This window comes from Palleronia sp. (assembly GCF_042089775.1).
GTDB lineage: Bacteria > Pseudomonadota > Alphaproteobacteria > Rhodobacterales > Rhodobacteraceae > Palleronia.
Window position 1 is genome coordinate 55,278 of sequence record NZ_JBELKF010000008.1, and the last position, 14,845, is coordinate 70,122.

15 protein-coding genes are annotated in these 14,845 nt (G+C 68.2%); 9 read left to right on the forward strand and 6 right to left on the reverse strand.

The features are described 5' to 3' along the window. Nucleotides 1-111 precede the first annotated feature (111 nt). On the reverse strand, nt 112-2,055 hold the full coding sequence (parE, locus tag ACFDS3_RS03930) for a DNA topoisomerase IV subunit B (RefSeq protein WP_375261039.1): 1,944 nt from the start codon (nt 2,053-2,055) through the stop codon (nt 112-114). Nucleotides 2,056-2,144: 89 nt separating this feature from the next. Next, complete coding sequence (locus ACFDS3_RS03935) at nt 2,145-2,675, reverse strand: DUF3291 domain-containing protein (protein ID WP_375261040.1); 531 nt, start codon at nt 2,673-2,675, stop codon at nt 2,145-2,147. A gap of 139 nt (nt 2,676-2,814) precedes the next feature. On the opposite strand from ACFDS3_RS03935, the gene ACFDS3_RS03940 reads away from it, so the two are divergent. Then, on the forward strand, nt 2,815-3,687 hold the full coding sequence (locus tag ACFDS3_RS03940; protein WP_375261041.1) for an NAD-dependent epimerase/dehydratase family protein: 873 nt from the start codon (nt 2,815-2,817) through the stop codon (nt 3,685-3,687). A gap of 1 nt (nt 3,688) precedes the next feature. Here ACFDS3_RS03940 and ACFDS3_RS03945 read toward each other — a convergent pair whose 3' ends face one another. Genes ACFDS3_RS03945 through ACFDS3_RS03960 form a run of 4 tightly spaced genes read right to left on the reverse strand, consistent with a single transcriptional unit; the run spans nt 3,689 to nt 7,767 of the window. Continuing rightward, a complete protein-coding gene (locus ACFDS3_RS03945; protein ID WP_375261042.1) occupies nt 3,689-4,849 on the reverse strand; it encodes an AI-2E family transporter in 1,161 nt (386 codons plus the stop codon). A gap of 55 nt (nt 4,850-4,904) precedes the next feature. Next, nucleotides 4,905-5,918 (reverse strand): YcjF family protein, encoded by a 1,014-nt coding sequence (locus tag ACFDS3_RS03950; protein WP_375261043.1) that lies wholly within the window; start codon nt 5,916-5,918, stop codon nt 4,905-4,907. Then, the gene (locus ACFDS3_RS03955) at nt 5,912-6,364 is read right to left on the reverse strand and encodes a GNAT family N-acetyltransferase (protein WP_375261044.1); all 453 of its coding nucleotides are present in this window, start codon (nt 6,362-6,364) and stop codon (nt 5,912-5,914) included. Before ACFDS3_RS03955 ends, ACFDS3_RS03950 begins: the two co-directional genes overlap by 7 nt. Beyond that, nucleotides 6,361-7,767: a YcjX family protein gene (locus tag ACFDS3_RS03960; RefSeq protein WP_375261045.1), complete on the reverse strand. Its 1,407-nt coding sequence runs from the start codon at nt 7,765-7,767 to the stop codon at nt 6,361-6,363. Before ACFDS3_RS03960 ends, ACFDS3_RS03955 begins: the two co-directional genes overlap by 4 nt. Before the next feature lie 224 nt (nt 7,768-7,991). Between ACFDS3_RS03960 and tolQ the strand changes: the two genes are divergently transcribed. The 8 genes from tolQ to ACFDS3_RS04000 all read left to right on the forward strand — a co-directional run. After that, complete coding sequence (gene tolQ, locus ACFDS3_RS03965) at nt 7,992-8,687, forward strand: protein TolQ (protein ID WP_375261046.1); 696 nt, start codon at nt 7,992-7,994, stop codon at nt 8,685-8,687. A gap of 1 nt (nt 8,688) precedes the next feature. Next, nucleotides 8,689-9,159, forward strand: coding sequence for a protein TolR (tolR, locus tag ACFDS3_RS03970; protein WP_375261047.1), 471 nt, complete (start codon nt 8,689-8,691; stop codon nt 9,157-9,159). 21 nt (nt 9,160-9,180) lie between these two features. Then, the gene (locus tag ACFDS3_RS03975) at nt 9,181-10,374 is read left to right on the forward strand and encodes a cell envelope biogenesis protein TolA (protein WP_375261048.1); all 1,194 of its coding nucleotides are present in this window, start codon (nt 9,181-9,183) and stop codon (nt 10,372-10,374) included. A gap of 48 nt (nt 10,375-10,422) precedes the next feature. Next, nucleotides 10,423-11,748, forward strand: a complete 1,326-nt coding sequence (tolB, locus tag ACFDS3_RS03980; protein ID WP_375261049.1) for a Tol-Pal system beta propeller repeat protein TolB — start codon at nt 10,423-10,425, stop codon at nt 11,746-11,748. Between the two features lie 60 nt (nt 11,749-11,808). Further along, a complete protein-coding gene (gene pal, locus ACFDS3_RS03985; RefSeq protein WP_375261050.1) occupies nt 11,809-12,342 on the forward strand; it encodes a peptidoglycan-associated lipoprotein Pal in 534 nt (177 codons plus the stop codon). A gap of 4 nt (nt 12,343-12,346) precedes the next feature. Continuing rightward, nucleotides 12,347-13,153, forward strand: a complete 807-nt coding sequence (gene ybgF / locus ACFDS3_RS03990) for a tol-pal system protein YbgF (RefSeq protein ID WP_375261053.1) — start codon at nt 12,347-12,349, stop codon at nt 13,151-13,153. Continuing rightward, on the forward strand, nt 13,150-14,367 hold the full coding sequence (tilS, locus tag ACFDS3_RS03995) for a tRNA lysidine(34) synthetase TilS (protein WP_375261051.1): 1,218 nt from the start codon (nt 13,150-13,152) through the stop codon (nt 14,365-14,367). The genes ybgF and tilS overlap by 4 nt, the downstream gene beginning before the upstream one ends. A gap of 84 nt (nt 14,368-14,451) precedes the next feature. Continuing rightward, nucleotides 14,452-14,845, forward strand: a 394-nt coding sequence (locus ACFDS3_RS04000; protein WP_375261052.1) for an ATP-dependent metallopeptidase FtsH/Yme1/Tma family protein, incomplete at its 3' end; no start/stop codon positions are given.

Sequence of the window (14,845 nt, forward strand, 5' to 3'; positions counted from 1 at the left end):
GGGAGTCATTGATTAGGGTAATTCTTTGGGGCTTCCAGATGATCTGGGGCTGAGTACTACCGGCGAGGCGCGCGAAGTTATTTGGCCGGGCTCAATGCCCGGCCTATTCCATTATACATCCAACTCCTCCACGAACTTCGCGTTCTGCGAGATGTACTCGAAGCGAAGCTCGGGCTTCTTACCCATGAGGCGTTCGACCAGGTCTCCGGTCTCGGCCTGCTCGTCGATCCTCACACGGATCAGCTTGCGGGTCTTGGGGTTCATCGTGGTTTCCTTGAGGTCCTTGGCGTCCATCTCGCCCAGGCCCTTGAAGCGGGAGACGTCGATCTTGCCCTTGCCGCCAAGGCCCTTCTTGAACCACGCGTCCTTCTCGGCCTCGTCCAGCGCGTATTCGCGGCGCGCGCCTTGCGTCAGCCGGTAGAGCGGCGGGCAGGCGAGGTAGAGGTGGCCCGCGTCGATCATCGGCTTCATCTGGGTGTAGAAGAACGTCATCAGGAGCGACGCGATATGCGCCCCGTCCACGTCGGCGTCGGTCATGATGATGATCTTGTCGTAGCGCAGGTCGTCGAGCACGAATTTCGACCCCATGTTGACGCCCAGCGCCTGGCAGAGGTCGCTGATCTCCTGGTTCGAGCCGAGCTTGGCCGACGCGGCACCGAGCACGTTCAGGATCTTGCCGCGCAGGGGCAGGAGGGCCTGCATCTCGCGGATGCGGGCCATCTTGGCCGAGCCGCCGGCACTGTCGCCCTCGACGATGAAAAGCTCGGTGCCCTTGCGGTTCTTGGCGGTGCAGTCGACCAGCTTGCCCGGCAGGCGGAGCTTCTTGGTGGCGGACTTGCGCTGAGTCTCTTTCTCGGCCCGGCGGCGGAGGCGTTCCTCGGCCCGGAGCACGAGGTAGTCGAGGATCGCGGTGGCGGCCCTGGTGTCGGCGGCAAGCCAGGTGTCGAAGCGGTCGCGGATCGCGGTTTCCACAAGGCGCTGGGCGGCGTTGGTGGCGAGGCGGTCCTTGGTCTGGCCGACGAATTCGGGCTCGGCAATGAAGCACGAGACGAGGGCGCAGCCGCCGGCCGTCAGATCCTCGCGCGTGATGTTGGCGGCCTTCTTGTTGCCCACACGCTCGCCGTGGGAGCGGATGCCCTTGAGGATCGCGGCCCAGAAGCCGGCCTCGTGCGTGCCGCCCTCGGGGGTGGGGACCGTGTTGCAGTAGGACTGGATGAAGCCGTCGCGGGCGGGGGTCCAGTTGATCGCCCATTCGACCTTGCCCGGCGCGTCCTTGAAGTCGACCGAGCCGGCGAAGGGAGTGTCGGCGTAGGTGGCGGACTGGCCGAGCGTTTCCCTGAGGTAGTCCGACAGGCCGCCGGGGAAGTGAAAGGTCGCCTCGGTCGGGGTCTCGCCGTCGTCGATCTGCGACTTCCAGAGGATCTTCACGCCCGAGAAGAGGTACGCCTTGGACCGGATCATCTTGAAGAGACGCGCGGGCTTCAGCTTGAGCGTGCCGAAGATCTCGGCGTCGGGGTGGAAGGTGACGGAGGTGCCCTTGCGGTTGGGGGCGGCGCCGGCGGGGGCGATGGGGCCGGTGGGTTTGCCGCGGCTGAATTCCTGCGCCATCAGCTGGCGGTCGCGGGCGACTTCGACCCGGACATGGTCCGACAGCGCGTTGACCACCGAGATGCCGACGCCGTGCAGACCGCCCGAGGTCTGGTAAGCTTTCCCAGAGAACTTGCCGCCCGCGTGCAGGGTGCAGAGGATGACCTCGAGCGCGGATTTGCCCGGGAACTTGGGGTGCGGGTCGGTGGGGATGCCGCGGCCGTTGTCGCGGATGGTGCAGGAGCCATCCTCGTGCATCTCGACCTCGATGCGGTTGGCGTGACCGGCGACGGCCTCGTCCATGGAGTTGTCGAGGACCTCGGCGACGAGGTGGTGCAGCGCGCGTTCGTCGGTGCCGCCGATATACATGCCGGGACGCTTGCGGACGGGTTCCAGCCCTTCGAGCACCTCGATGGAGGACGCGTCGTAGGTTTGCGGTTCCCCGCCTTTGAGAAGGTCGTCGGCCATGGTGCTGCTCGCAATGTTCTTGGTTTGGGCTGAGGCAGTCTCGCAGGAACGGCGGGGCCGGGCAAGATGGCGCGGCCGGGAGAGTGTCGTCAGCTACCGCCGTGGGAGGTGCGAAGCGCATCGATACGATGCTTGTCGAGCTTGATCCGGGCGCCGCTTTCGTCGAACGCGGTCTTGAAGGTGAAGGCGGTCGCCGTCGGTCCGTGATCGTGAAGGTGTTCGTGGCGGCTGACGCCGTCGGCCCATGTCGGTCGAGCGTTGCCGTGATGCCACCACATCACGAGCGGCGGCCAGCGGGGCGTCTGGAACCACTCCCGCCCGCGTTTGAGCGCCTCGGCATGAAGGCCGAAATACGTGAAGGAGAACAAGGATTCGAGATCGGTCCACAACGACAACGTGGCGGGCGACCAGCCGTCTCCACGTTCGGCATAGAAGCGCGGATAGACTTCCGGTCCCCATGGATCGGGGCCGGGATCGGCCGCGTAGCCGGAGCGGGCGATGAGGCCGGGTGCGCTGTCGACGCGGTCGAAGACCGGCGCGTTCAACTCGTAGAATCCGGCATTGGCCGGATCTTCTGCCGGTCTGGCGAACATCCCGAAGGTGTAGAGGGCCAGGGGCATGACCAGCCTTTCATGTTGCAGGCCGAGTATGGCTGGTTCCCCCGCGCCCATAAAGGCTTGTGGTCGCGCCCGGTCGTCCGGCTTTACCTCGCGCGCCCGTCGGCTAGCTTGGGTCCGGTATCTCAAGCGGAGAAGACCCATGCGAATCCTGTTCACCGGCGGCAGCGGCAAGGCTGGTCGTCACGTGGTTCCCTACCTGATTGAGCAGGGGCACGAGGTCACGAACCTTGACCTGGTGCCGCTGGACGTGCCGGGGGTGAAGAACCTGACCGAGCCCGTGACCGTGTGGAACGCGCTGACCCAGCCGGCCGATTTCGACGAGCTTGAGGGCGGCAACGGTGTGCGGCCCTACGATGCGGTGGTCCATTTTGCCGCGATCCCGCGGATCATGATCACGTCCGACAACGAGACGTTCCGCACCAATACCATGGGCACCTACAACGTGATCGAGGCGGCCGTGGGGCTTGGGGTGAAGAAGGTGATCTTCGCCTCGTCCGAGACGACCTACGGCATCTGTTTCGCCGATGGCGAGCGCAAGCCCGAATACATCCCCGTGGACGAAGAGCACCCGACCGTGCCGGGCGACAGCTACGCCATGTCGAAGGTCTGCAACGAGGCGACGGGGCGGTCGTTCCAGCAGCGATCCAAGGCGGACATCTATGGCTTGCGGATCAACAACGTGATCGAGCCGCACGAGTATGCGCAGATGTTCCCGGCCTTCGTCGACAATCCCGACCTGCGCCGCCGCAACATCTTTGCCTATATCGACGCGCGCGATCTTGGGCGGATGGTGGATTGCTGCCTCAAGACCGATGGTCTGGGCTATCAGGTGTTCAACGTCGCAAATCCAGATGCCAGCGTTGACCTGACCAGTGCCGAGATCGCAGAACGGTTCTATCAGGGCGTGCCGTTCAAGCACGAGATGGCGCCGGACGAGACGATGTATTCGATCGAGAAGGCCCGGAAGCTGGTCGGCTTCGACCCCGTTCACCGCTGGCGCGACGAGATGTAGGTCAGGCCGTGCTGCGTTCGGCCGGGGCGGCGACGGCAGTGTCGGCGCCCCCGAGGAAGCTGCCGAACGTGCGCAGGCTTGGAACATTGTCGCAGATGACCTTGACCATCACGAGGAACGGCACCGCCATCAGCGCCCCGGCGATGCCCCAGAGCCAGCCCCAGAACACAACCGTCAGGAAGACCGAGACGGTATTCATGTTCAGCCGCTTGCCCAGGATGGTGGGCGTGACGAACTGCCCCTCGATGCTGGTTGCCGTGAGATAGACGGTCGGCATCAGAAGGGCATAGCCCACCGTGTCGAGCGTCACGAGCGCGTAGAAGCCCACGAGCACGGTCCCCGCCATCGCGCCGATGAAGGGCAGGAAGTTGAACACGAACGCGACGAAGCCCCAGATGAACGCGTTGGGCAGCCCCAGCGCCCAGAGGGCGGCGAAGACCGTGAGGCCGAGGCCCGCGTTGATCGCCGTGATCGTCAGCAGGTAGCGCGAGATCGCACGTTCAACCCCGTAGACGATGCGCAGGGCGCGCTTCTTTTCCGACAGGCGGGGGTAGGACTCGACGATCTTGGTATAGAACAGGTCCCCGGACGCGAGCAGGAACAGCGCAAGGACCAGCGCCACCGCCAGCGTCGTTCCGATCGAGGCGGCGTAGCTTGCGGCCGAGTTCAGCAGGCCCGGCTGATCGAGCACGACCTTCTGCACCCCGGCCTCTGCGTCCGTGGCCATTTCTTCGACCTGGTCCGAAGCTTCCTGCACCTTCTCGACCGACTCGAAGATGCCGGCGAGCTTGCGCTGCACCTCGCGCCCCATCTCGGGGGCGTTCTGGACCCAGTTGGTGACGGGCTCGCTCATCGCGTAGCCCGACGCGCCGAGGATGCCGCCGAGCATCAGGATCAGCGCGACGGCGGTCAGCGGCGGCGTGACACCGCGGCGCTGCGCCCAGCGGACCACCGGCGACAGGGTCAGCGAGACCATGATGCCGAGGATGATCGGCAGCAGCACGTCTCGCGCGAAGAAGCATGCGACGGTGAGGCCGATCAGTACCGCGATCGTCAGCAGGCCGCGGATGCGTTGCAATTCCCGCACGGTTGCTGCGCGGGCAAGCTCCTCGGCCAGGGCGTCGGGATCGATGGGATCGGCAGAGACGGTCTCGTTCGACATGCGGGCGCCCCTGGGTGGAATGGACGGTAAAGGCCTCTGGCCGGTCGCGGTTCCGTCAGTCTGCGCGACTTTGCGGAAAGAGGCCAGAAAGACTGCGGCCGATGATCCGGTGCACCTGCGGCTTTTCGGCGGCGGCGAAGGGCAGGGGGCGGCAGACCTCGATCGCGGCGACGCCGACGCGGGCCGTCAGGGCGCCGTTCACGACGCCTTCGCCGAAGCGGCGCGAGACGCGGGCCAGGATCGAGCCGCCCGCGACCGAGCCGATCAGGTCGTCGCCCACGGCCACGGCGCCGGTGGCGACGAGGTGGGTGAAGACGGCGCGGGTGAGGCGCCAGGCGCCGAGGGTGCCGGCGCGGCCGCCGTAGATCTCGGCGATGCGGCGGATCATGCGCAGGTTCGATACGAAGGCGGCGGCGACGTCAGCCAGCGCCAGCGGCACCACGGCGGTGACGGCGGCGACCTGGCGGGCGGCGGCCTCGACCTCGATCCGGGCGGCGAGGTCGAGGGGGCCCAGCAGCTCGTGTTCGGCCAGGCCCAGGAGCGCGTCGGCGTCGAACTGGTCGGGGGCACGCTCCTCGAACCGGGCGCGGTGCCAGTCAAGCTCGGGGCGGTGGGCGTAGAGCGCGACGAGGCGGCGGCCGACGTCGCGCGCGGTCTTGAGGTCGTTGGCGCGGGCGGCCTCGGCGGCTTCGAGCTGGATCGAGCCGACGCGCTTGAGCCGGGCGAGGGCGCGCAGTTCGCGGGCGGCGAGGCCGACGGCGGTGATGACGAGGCCGCCGACGAGGACCGTCGCGATCCAGCCGAGGATGACCGACCGGGCCAGCATCGCGTCGATGGCGGCCCAGGTGGCGACCGACAGCATGAACAGCAGCGTCGCGCCCAGCATCCGCCAGAACCACGCGCCAAGGGCCGAGCGGGGGCGCGAGGCGAGGGCCGCCATCGTGCGCATCGCCTGCCCTGAGGGAGCTTCGCCCGTGCCGGGCAGGTCGTCGGGGACGGGGGGCGCTTCGTGCGGGGTGGCGCGGTCGGGGTCGTCCTGCTCTTCGATCAGGATGGGGCGTTTCACCATGAGCCGGTCCTTTTGGGGGCGGGGGCGCGCCAGTGAAGGAGGACGTCCGGCAGCTTTTCCTCGTTGTCGCCTTCGGTCGCGCGCAGCGGGCGGAAGCCGTGGCGGGCGTAAAAGCGGCGGGCGCCGGTATTGGCGCGGAAGGTCCAGAGGCGGAAGCCGCCGGGCCGGGTGGCTTGGGAGTGCTGCAACAGGAGGGTTCCCGTGCCTTCGCCGGGGGAGGCGACGTAGAGCGCCGGGATCTCGTCGCCGCGCCGGGCGAGGAAGCCGATGGCACGTCCGGCGCGGCTGGCGACGGTGACTGTGGCGCTGGCGATGAGGTAGGACAGGAAGCCGCGATCCTCGTCGCGGGTGTGGATGCGGGGCATCCAGTCGGTGCGGTCGATCCAGTCGGACAGGATCGCCGCCAGCGCGGGTGCGTCCGAGGCGCGGGCGGGGCGCAGGATCACAGCTTGTCGCCGATCAGGAAGTCGGCGGCGCGGTCGAGCCGGATGTGGGGCGGCCCCTCGCCCGGTTTCATCACGCCGCCCTGGGGGACGAAGCGCATCACTTCGTAATCCCCGTCGAGCCATGCGGCTTCGCCCCGGCGGCCTTGGGACAGGAGGGCCTGCGGGTCTTCGGGCAGCTCGCCCGGCCAGAAGGCGGCGCGGCGGCCGTCCTCGAGCCGGCCGCGGACCACGTCCAGGGTGCCGCCCTCGTGCGGGACGGTGTCCTCGGTCGTCGTGCGCAGCGAGGCGAGGGCCATGGATGCGGTGCGCGCGCCGGCATAGTCGGCGCGGCGGCGGGCGTCGTCTGTCAGCGCCTCCATGATACGGGTGAGGCGGCCGTGCTGGGTGTGGTGGATGTGGTCGGCCTTGGTGGCGGCGAAGAGGATCTTTTCCACACGCTTGCCGCGGAAGATCTCTGACAGGAAGGCGTTTCGGCCGGGGCGGAAGGCGGTCAGGATGTCGGTCATCGCGACGCGCAGGTCGTCCACCGCCTGCGGCCCCGCATGGATCGCGCCGAGCGCATCCACCAGCACCACCTGCCGGTCAATCCGGGCGAAATGGGCGCGGAAGAACGGCTTCACCACCTCGCGCTTATAGGCCTCGAAGCGGCGTTCGAATTCGCGGGCCATCGAGCCCTTGGGCGCCTCGGACGGGGGCAGGGGCGCGAAGGTCAGGGCGGGGGAGCCGGCCATTTCACCGGGCAGAAGGAAGCGGCCGGGCGAGCAGTCCGAGAAGCCGGCCTCTTTCGCGTCGGTCAGGTAGCGGCGCCAGAGATCCGCGAGGCGGGCGGCATCGGGTTCGGCGAAGGGGGCGTCGGGGTCGACCTTGGCCAGCGCGGCGAGGAACGCGGCGCCGGGCGTGCGCTGGCGGGCGCGCGTCAGCGCATTTTCGGACCAGTCGGCGAAGCTCTTTTCCAGCAGGCCGAGGTCGAGGAGCCACTCGCCCGGGTAATCCACGATGTCGAGATGCAGGGTGCGCGGCCCACGGACCCCGCCCAACAGGCCGCCGGGCTGGACCTTGAGCGACAGGCGCAATTCGCTGATGGCGCGGGTGCTTTCGGGCCAGTGTGGTTCGGCGCCGGTCATGGCGTCGAGGTGGGTTTCGAAATCGAAGCGGGGGAGGGTGTCGTCGGGCTGGGGCTGGAGGTAGGCGGCCCGGATCGCGCCGGTCGAGACGCCGGTCAGCCCCGGCATCCGTCCGCGGTTCAGGAGGTTCGCGACGAGCGACGTGATGAACACCGTCTTGCCCGCGCGGCTGAGCCCGGTGACGCCGAGGCGGATCGTGTTGCCCTGGAAGCGCCCGGTCAGGTCCCGCGCCAGCGCCTCTGCGCGGGTCGTCACGCCGTCGATGGCCTCTCCGATCATGCCTGCTCCTTTGCGTCCCTTGTCGGCCAGATAGGGGTGCGGGGGCTTGCATGCCAGCCCGCAGCGCGAGGCGGTCGCTTGGCAACTTCCTGCCCAAGTGGCGCGCGGGACGGTCCGTCTCACTCCATCGTGCGCATTATGTGGCTTTTTCCGTCGAATGGCTGTAGGTAAGAGCGCAACGAGGTCCGCGAACGGATCCGAACGGCAGGTAAAGAGCAGGACATATGGAAACGGAAGCACTCGCGGCCGCGTCACAGGTGGATTTCTCCATGTGGGCGCTTTTCGCCCGCGCCTCGCTGCTGGTGAAGCTGGTGATGCTCATGCTGATCGCGGCGAGCGTCTGGTCCTGGACCATCGCGATCCGCAAGGCGCTGAGCTATCGCAAGGCCCGGGCCGAGGCCGAGCGGTTCGACGCCGCCTTCTGGTCGGGCGAGCCGCTGGACGACCTGTATCGCAAGCTGGGGCCGGAACCGTCGGGCCGCGCCGCCAGCGTGTTTGCGGCCGGCATGGCCGAATGGCAGCGATCCCACCGCAATGACGGGCGGATGATCCCCGGCGCGCAGGCCCGGATCGAGCGGTCGATGGACGTCACCATCGCGCGCGAGGCCGAGGACCTGGAGAGCGGTCTGCCGATCCTCGCCACGATCGGATCCGTGGCGCCCTTCATCGGCCTGTTCGGTACGGTCTGGGGCATCATGACCGCCTTCATCGATATTGCCGAGCAGCAGAACACCAACCTTGCCGTCGTGGCCCCGGGTATCGCCGAGGCGCTGCTGGCGACGGGTCTTGGCCTTCTCGCGGCTATCCCGGCGGTAATCTTCTACAATAAGCTTTCGGCGGACCAGGGCCGGATCGTGGGTGAGTACGAGGCCTTCGCGGACGAGTTCTCGACCATCCTGTCGCGCCAGCTGGACAGCTGACATGGGGGCAGGCGTCATCTCGAAGGAGAAGGGCGGAAGCCGGGGGCGGCGGCGCAGCCGCGTGCGCCCCATGTCCGAGATCAACGTGACGCCCTTCGTGGACGTCATGCTGGTGCTTCTCATCATCTTCATGGTCTCGGCGCCGATGCTCACCGTTGGCGTGCCGATCGAGCTGCCCGAGACGTCCGCCGAGGCGCTGCCGACCGAACAGGAAGAGCCGCTGACGATCACCCTGACGGCTGACGGGCAGGTCCTGCTGATGGACAACGAGACCGAGAGCGAGAACCTGATCGGCCAGTTGCGCGCCATCGCGGCCGAGCGCGAGAGCCGCAAGGTGTTCCTGCGTGCGGATGGTGGCATCCCGTATTCGCGCGTGGCCGAGGTGATGGGGGCGCTGAATTCCGGGGGCTTCAACCAGATCGGTCTGGTGACGGATGCGGGCGGGCCGCGCCTCGACGGGTCGGACCAGTAGGCGAGGGGGCCCGTCAGGGGCATGGACACGCCGCTCATCATATCCGGGAGTGCGCATGGTGCGCTGATCCTCTTTCTCCTCTTCGGGGGATGGTTCGAGTCCGAGCCCCTGCCGCCCGTGGAGTCGACGGAAGTGACCGTGATGAGCGAAGAGGAATTCGCGGTGCTGACCCGGCCCGAAACGGCCGAGGAGCCCGAGCCCGTGCCGATGGAGTCGGCCGAGGAGCCGGCGGCGGCGGTTGACCCTGCGGCGCCCGAGGAAGAGTCTCCCCCCGAAGAGCCGCGCGTGGCCGAACCCGCCCCCGAAGCGGCGCCAGAGCCAGAGCCAGAGCCGGAACCTGCGCCCGAACCCGAACCGCAGCCCGAGCCGGTGCTGGAGCCCGTCCCCACGCCCGATCTGGATCCCGCCCCGCGCCCCGAGCGGCCCGACGTGCCGCAGGACGATACCGATACGCCGCAGGCCGCGCCGCGCGTTGCCGACGAGGTGACGCCCGCGCCGCCGCTGGAAGCCGAGACCGCGCCCGAGCAGCAGGAGGCCACCGCCCCCGAACCCGAGCCCGAAATCGAGGAGACGGTCGAGGAAGAGGCCCCCGCAGCGCCCGAGGAAACCACGACCGAGATCGTGACCGAGGCCGAGGACCCCTCGACCACGCTGGCCGATGCCGCCCCTTCGCAGACCGCCCGACCGCGCGGACGGCCCGAGCAGGTCGTCGCGGTCGAACCCGAGCCGGAACCCGAATCGGAACCGGTAGAGCCCGAGCCAGCGCCCCAGACCGAGGGGCAGGTGGTCGAGGCGAACTCGGACAACCTGCAATCGGCCGTCGAAGAGACGATCGCGGGGCTGCAGGAAATGGTCGAGGAAGGCGCGACGCCGGGCATGCCGGCCGGCCCGCCGATCACGGAAGGCGAGCGGCAGAACTTCATCCTGGCGATCCGGCGCTGCTGGAACGTGGATGTCGGGTCCGAGGCGGCGAACGTGAACGTCACGATCCGCTTCAACATGACGCCCGACGGGATGCCGGTCTCGAGCTCGATCACGCAGGTCTCGGCAACGGGCGGGTCGGATGCGGCGCAGCGGGCGGCCTACGATTCGGGGCGTCGCGCGATCCTGCGCTGCGCGGTCGAAGGAAGCGGCTACAGCCTGCCGCCCGAGAAATACGCGCAGTGGCAACAAGTCGAAGTGACTTTCAATCCCGCCGAGATGCGGGTCAGGTGAGGGCAGGGGATGCCGAACCGGAACGGACAGACGAGGGGGAACATACCCATGAAACTGATGACGACGCTATTTGCGGCGGCTCTGGCGACCCTGCCCGTGGGTATGGCGGCCCAGGCGCAAGAGGGGCCGCTGAGGATCGAGATCACCGAGGGCGTGGTCGAACCGCTGCCCTTTGCGATCCCGACCTTCATCGCCGAGACGCCCGAGGCCCAGCAATGGGCGGACCGTATCACGCAGGTGATCGCGGATGACCTGACGGGCACGGGACTGTTCCGCCGGATTTCGTCGGATGCCTTCGTGAGCCAACTGACCGAGTTCACGCCTTCGGTCACCTATGCCAACTGGCAGGCGATCAACGCGCAGGCGCTGATCACCGGGGCCGTCAGCACCGGCGCGGACGGCTCGCTATCGGTGAAGTTCCGCCTGTTCGACGTGTTCTCGGAGGCGCCGCTGGGCGAGGGGCTGCAGCTTCAGGGCAATCAGAACGACTGGCGCCGTCTCGCGCACCGTGTCGCCGACGCCGTCTACAGCCGCATCACCGGCGAGTCGGGCTATTTCGACAGCCGCGTGGTCTTCGTGTCCGAGCAGGGCCCGAAGGACGACCGGCAGAAGCGCCTCGCCGTGATGGATTATGACGGCGCAAACGTGCAGTATCTGACCGATGGCGGTGCGCTGGTGCTGGCGCCGCGCTTCTCGCCCGCGGGCGACCGGGTGCTCTACACCAGCTACGAAAGCGGCTTTCCGCAGATCTACGAGATGAACGTGGGCTCGGTCAGCCGGTCGGCGCTGCAGGTGCCGGCGGAGTCGATGACCTTCTCGCCACGCTATGCGCCGGACGGCAACACGGTGATTTTCTCGGCCTCGACGGGCGGGAACACGGACCTCTATCGCGTGCGTCCCGGCGGCAGCCCCGAGCGGCTGACGAACGCGCCCTCGATCGAGACGGCGCCCTCTTTCAGCCCCGACGGCAGCCAGATCGTCTTTGAAAGCGACCGCTCGGGCACGCCACAGCTTTACATCATGCCGGCGAATGGCGGCGAGGCGCGCCGAATCAGCTTTGGCGCGGGTCGCTACGGCACGCCGGTCTGGTCCCCCCGCGGTGACCTGATCGCCTTCACCAAGCAGAACGAGGGGCGCTTCCATATCGGCGTCATGCGCACCGATGGCAGCGAGGAACGCCTGCTGACGGCGAGCTTCCTTGACGAGGGGCCGACCTGGGCGCCAAACGGCCGGGTGCTGATGTTCACGCGCGAGACGTCCGGTGCGGGGGGGGCCTCGGCGCTTTATTCCGTGGACGTCTCGGGGCGGAATCTGCGCCGGGTCGAGACGCCGGCGGGCGCGTCCGACCCTGCATGGTCGCCACTGTTGCCCTGACCGTTAACAGCGCCGCAGAACGGTGCTAGGACGAACGAAACATAACGAGGGAGCGCATTGATGCGTATGATGGGAAAGCTGGGTCTGGTTCTGTGCATGGTCGGATTGGCCGCCTGTTCGAACCCCGACCGCTTCGCGGGTGGTGCCGGCATGGGCGTCGACGGCGGGGCCGGAGCAGGCCTGCCGGGCGCGGGCGGCGTGACGCAAGGGGCGCTTGACCCGTCCTCGCCGCAATACTTCAACGAAACGATCGGCGACCGCGTGCTGTTCGCGGTGGACACCTCCACGCTGTCCGACACCGGGCGCCAGACGCTGACGGGCCAAGCCCGCTGGCTGACCCAGAACCCGTCCTACACCGCCATCATCGAAGGCCATGCCGACGAGCAGGGCACGCGGGAATACAACCTCGCGCTGGGCGCCCGCCGCGCCGAGTCGGCCCGCGCCTTCCTCGCCAGCCAGGGCGTGTCGGCCAACCGTCTGCGCACCGTGACCTACGGCAAGGAACGGCCGCTCGAGGTGTGCTCGTCCGAGGCGTGCTATGCCAAGAACCGCCGCGCCGTGACGGTGATCGCTGCCGGCGGATTGACGAGCTGACATGATGGTGCGCGCGCTTCTCCTTTCCGCCGCCCTGATCCCCGGCGCCGCCACGGCGCAGGACGATCAGACGCTGGCCGACATCAAGCAGCAGGTCTCGATCCTCTTCACCGAGGTCCAGTCGCTCAAGCGCGAGCTGTCCACGACAGGCGCGCCCAACATGAACCTGCAGGGCACCGGCGCGCTCGAGCGGATCGACGCGATGGAGGCCGAGCTGCGCCGCCTGACGGGGCGCACCGAAGAGATCGAGAACCGGATCGACCGGGTCGTCTCGGACGGGACGAACCGTATCGGCGACCTGCGCTTTCGGTTGTGCGAGATCGAAGAGGGTTGCGATTTCGCCACGCTGGGCGAAACGCCTCCCCTTGGGGGGGACGCTCCGGCGACGCCCGCCCCGGCCGAGCCGGTGACGGACGGCGCGCAGATGGCCGTCGGCGAACAGGCGTCGTTCGATCGGGCGAAGGAGGCCCTCGACTCCGGTAGCTTTCGCAGCGCCGCAGAGCAGTTTGAGACCTTTACCCAGAACTACACGGGCGGCCCGCTGAACGGCGAGGCGCATTTCCTGCGGGGGCAGGCGCTGAGCGAGCTGGGCGACGATGCCGGTGCGGCGCGCGCGTATCTCGAGTCGTTCTCGGGGCAGCCCGAGGGCGCTCGGGCGCCCGAGGCGCTGTTGCAACTGGGCCTGAAGCTGGACGAGCTGGGGCAGCGGGCCGATGCCTGCGCAACCCTTGCCGAGGTGCCCGTCCGCTTTCCGAATAGCGGGGCCGCCACGCAAGCCAACGAGGCCCTGTCGCGCCTGTCCTGTTCGTGACACCCGCCGGCGCGGTCGCGGCCGCGCTGCGGGACGTTCCAGGGCCGGTCGGGGTCGCGGTATCGGGAGGGGGGGACAGCATGGCCCTGCTCGCCGCGGCGTTGGAAGCCGGCGTCGAGCTGCGCGTGGCGACGGTGGACCACGGCCTGCGCTCCGAAAGCGCGGACGAAGCGGCAGAGGTCGCTCGGTTCTGCGCGGTGCGAGGTGTCCCGCACGAGACGCTGGCCTGGCGGTGGGACAGGGCGGGGAACCTGCCTGCCCGCGCGCGTCAAGGGCGGCTGGACGCGCTGGCGGCATGGGCTGTCCCGCATCGCCTTTCGGCGGTTCTGTTGGGCCACACGCGTGACGACGTGGCCGAAACCTTCCTGATGCGCCTTTCGCGCCGGGCCGGGGTGGACGGCCTTTCCGCCATGACGCCGGCGTTCCGCCACGACGACATCCTGTTCCTGCGGCCGTTTCTGGACCAGTCCCGCGGTGGGCTGCGGGACTTTCTGCGCGACCGCTGTTTCACGTGGATCGACGACCCCTCGAACGATGACCCGAGCTATGAACGCACCCGCGCAAGGCAGGCCTTGGGCGCGCTGGCGCCGCTGGGGATCGACGTCGGCATCCTGTCGGATGTCGCGGACCAGATGCGCGCAGCGCAAATCGCCCTGGACGCGGGAGTGCTCGGGCTCGTGGAGCGCGGGGTGCGGCAGGATGGAGGCGACCTCTTGCTTGCGCCCGCTGTCCTCGACGCACCGGAGGAGCTTGTCCGGCGGCTTCATGCCGCGGCGCTCCGGTGGATTGGCCGACTACCCTATCCGCCGCGGCGCGCCGAGCTGGAGCGTTTCGTGGCCGCGGCGCGGGCCGGGCGGCCTGCGACCCTGGCCGGGGTGCAGCTTGTTCCGGGTCGGGAGGGATTGCGCCTGAGCCGCGAATTCGCGGCCGTCCGCGACCTTTCGACGCCCACCACGGCGCTGTGGGACGGGCGGTGGCGGCTGCACGGGCCGCACACGCCGGGGTTGAGTGTCCAAGCCCTTGGCGCCGAAGGACTTACCGCCTGCCCCGATTGGCGCGAAACGGGGCGGCCGCGCGCGGCTCTGCTGGCGACCCCGGCGGTGTGGTCGGAAAGCGGGCTGGTGGCCGCGCCTCTGGTGGGATACCCCAACGGCTGGAGGGCCGACGTGGCGACATTCCGCGACGAAATAGCCGCGCCGCCTCCAGGTAATTGAATCGTAGGGCGCAGTGTCTATTTAATGCGTCAGCCCAGGGTGACCGGATCCGGTCACCCTGTAGTCCCACCTCAGGAGGTTTTCTTGGGAAACGCGCGTAACATCGCCTTCTGGGTCGTTCTTTTCCTTCTGGTTCTGGCCCTGTTCAATCTTTTCTCCGGTGGCCAGTCCTCGCTGAACGCCCGGTCCGTAAGCTATTCCGACTTCGTCGAGCAGGTCGAATCCGGCCAGGTCTCGAGCGTGACCCTTGACGGCGAACGCGTGCTATTCCGTGGTGCCGATGGGCAGGATTACTCGACCATCCGCCCCGATGAGGGCGGAGAGTTGACGGATCGGCTGATCGCCAACGACGTCACCGTCAACGCCAAGCCTCAGGAGCAGTCGGGTTTCACCACGGTGTTGATGACCTTCCTGCCGTTCCTTCTGCTGATCGGTGTCTGGATCTATTTCATGAACCGGATGCAGGGCGGCGGCAAAG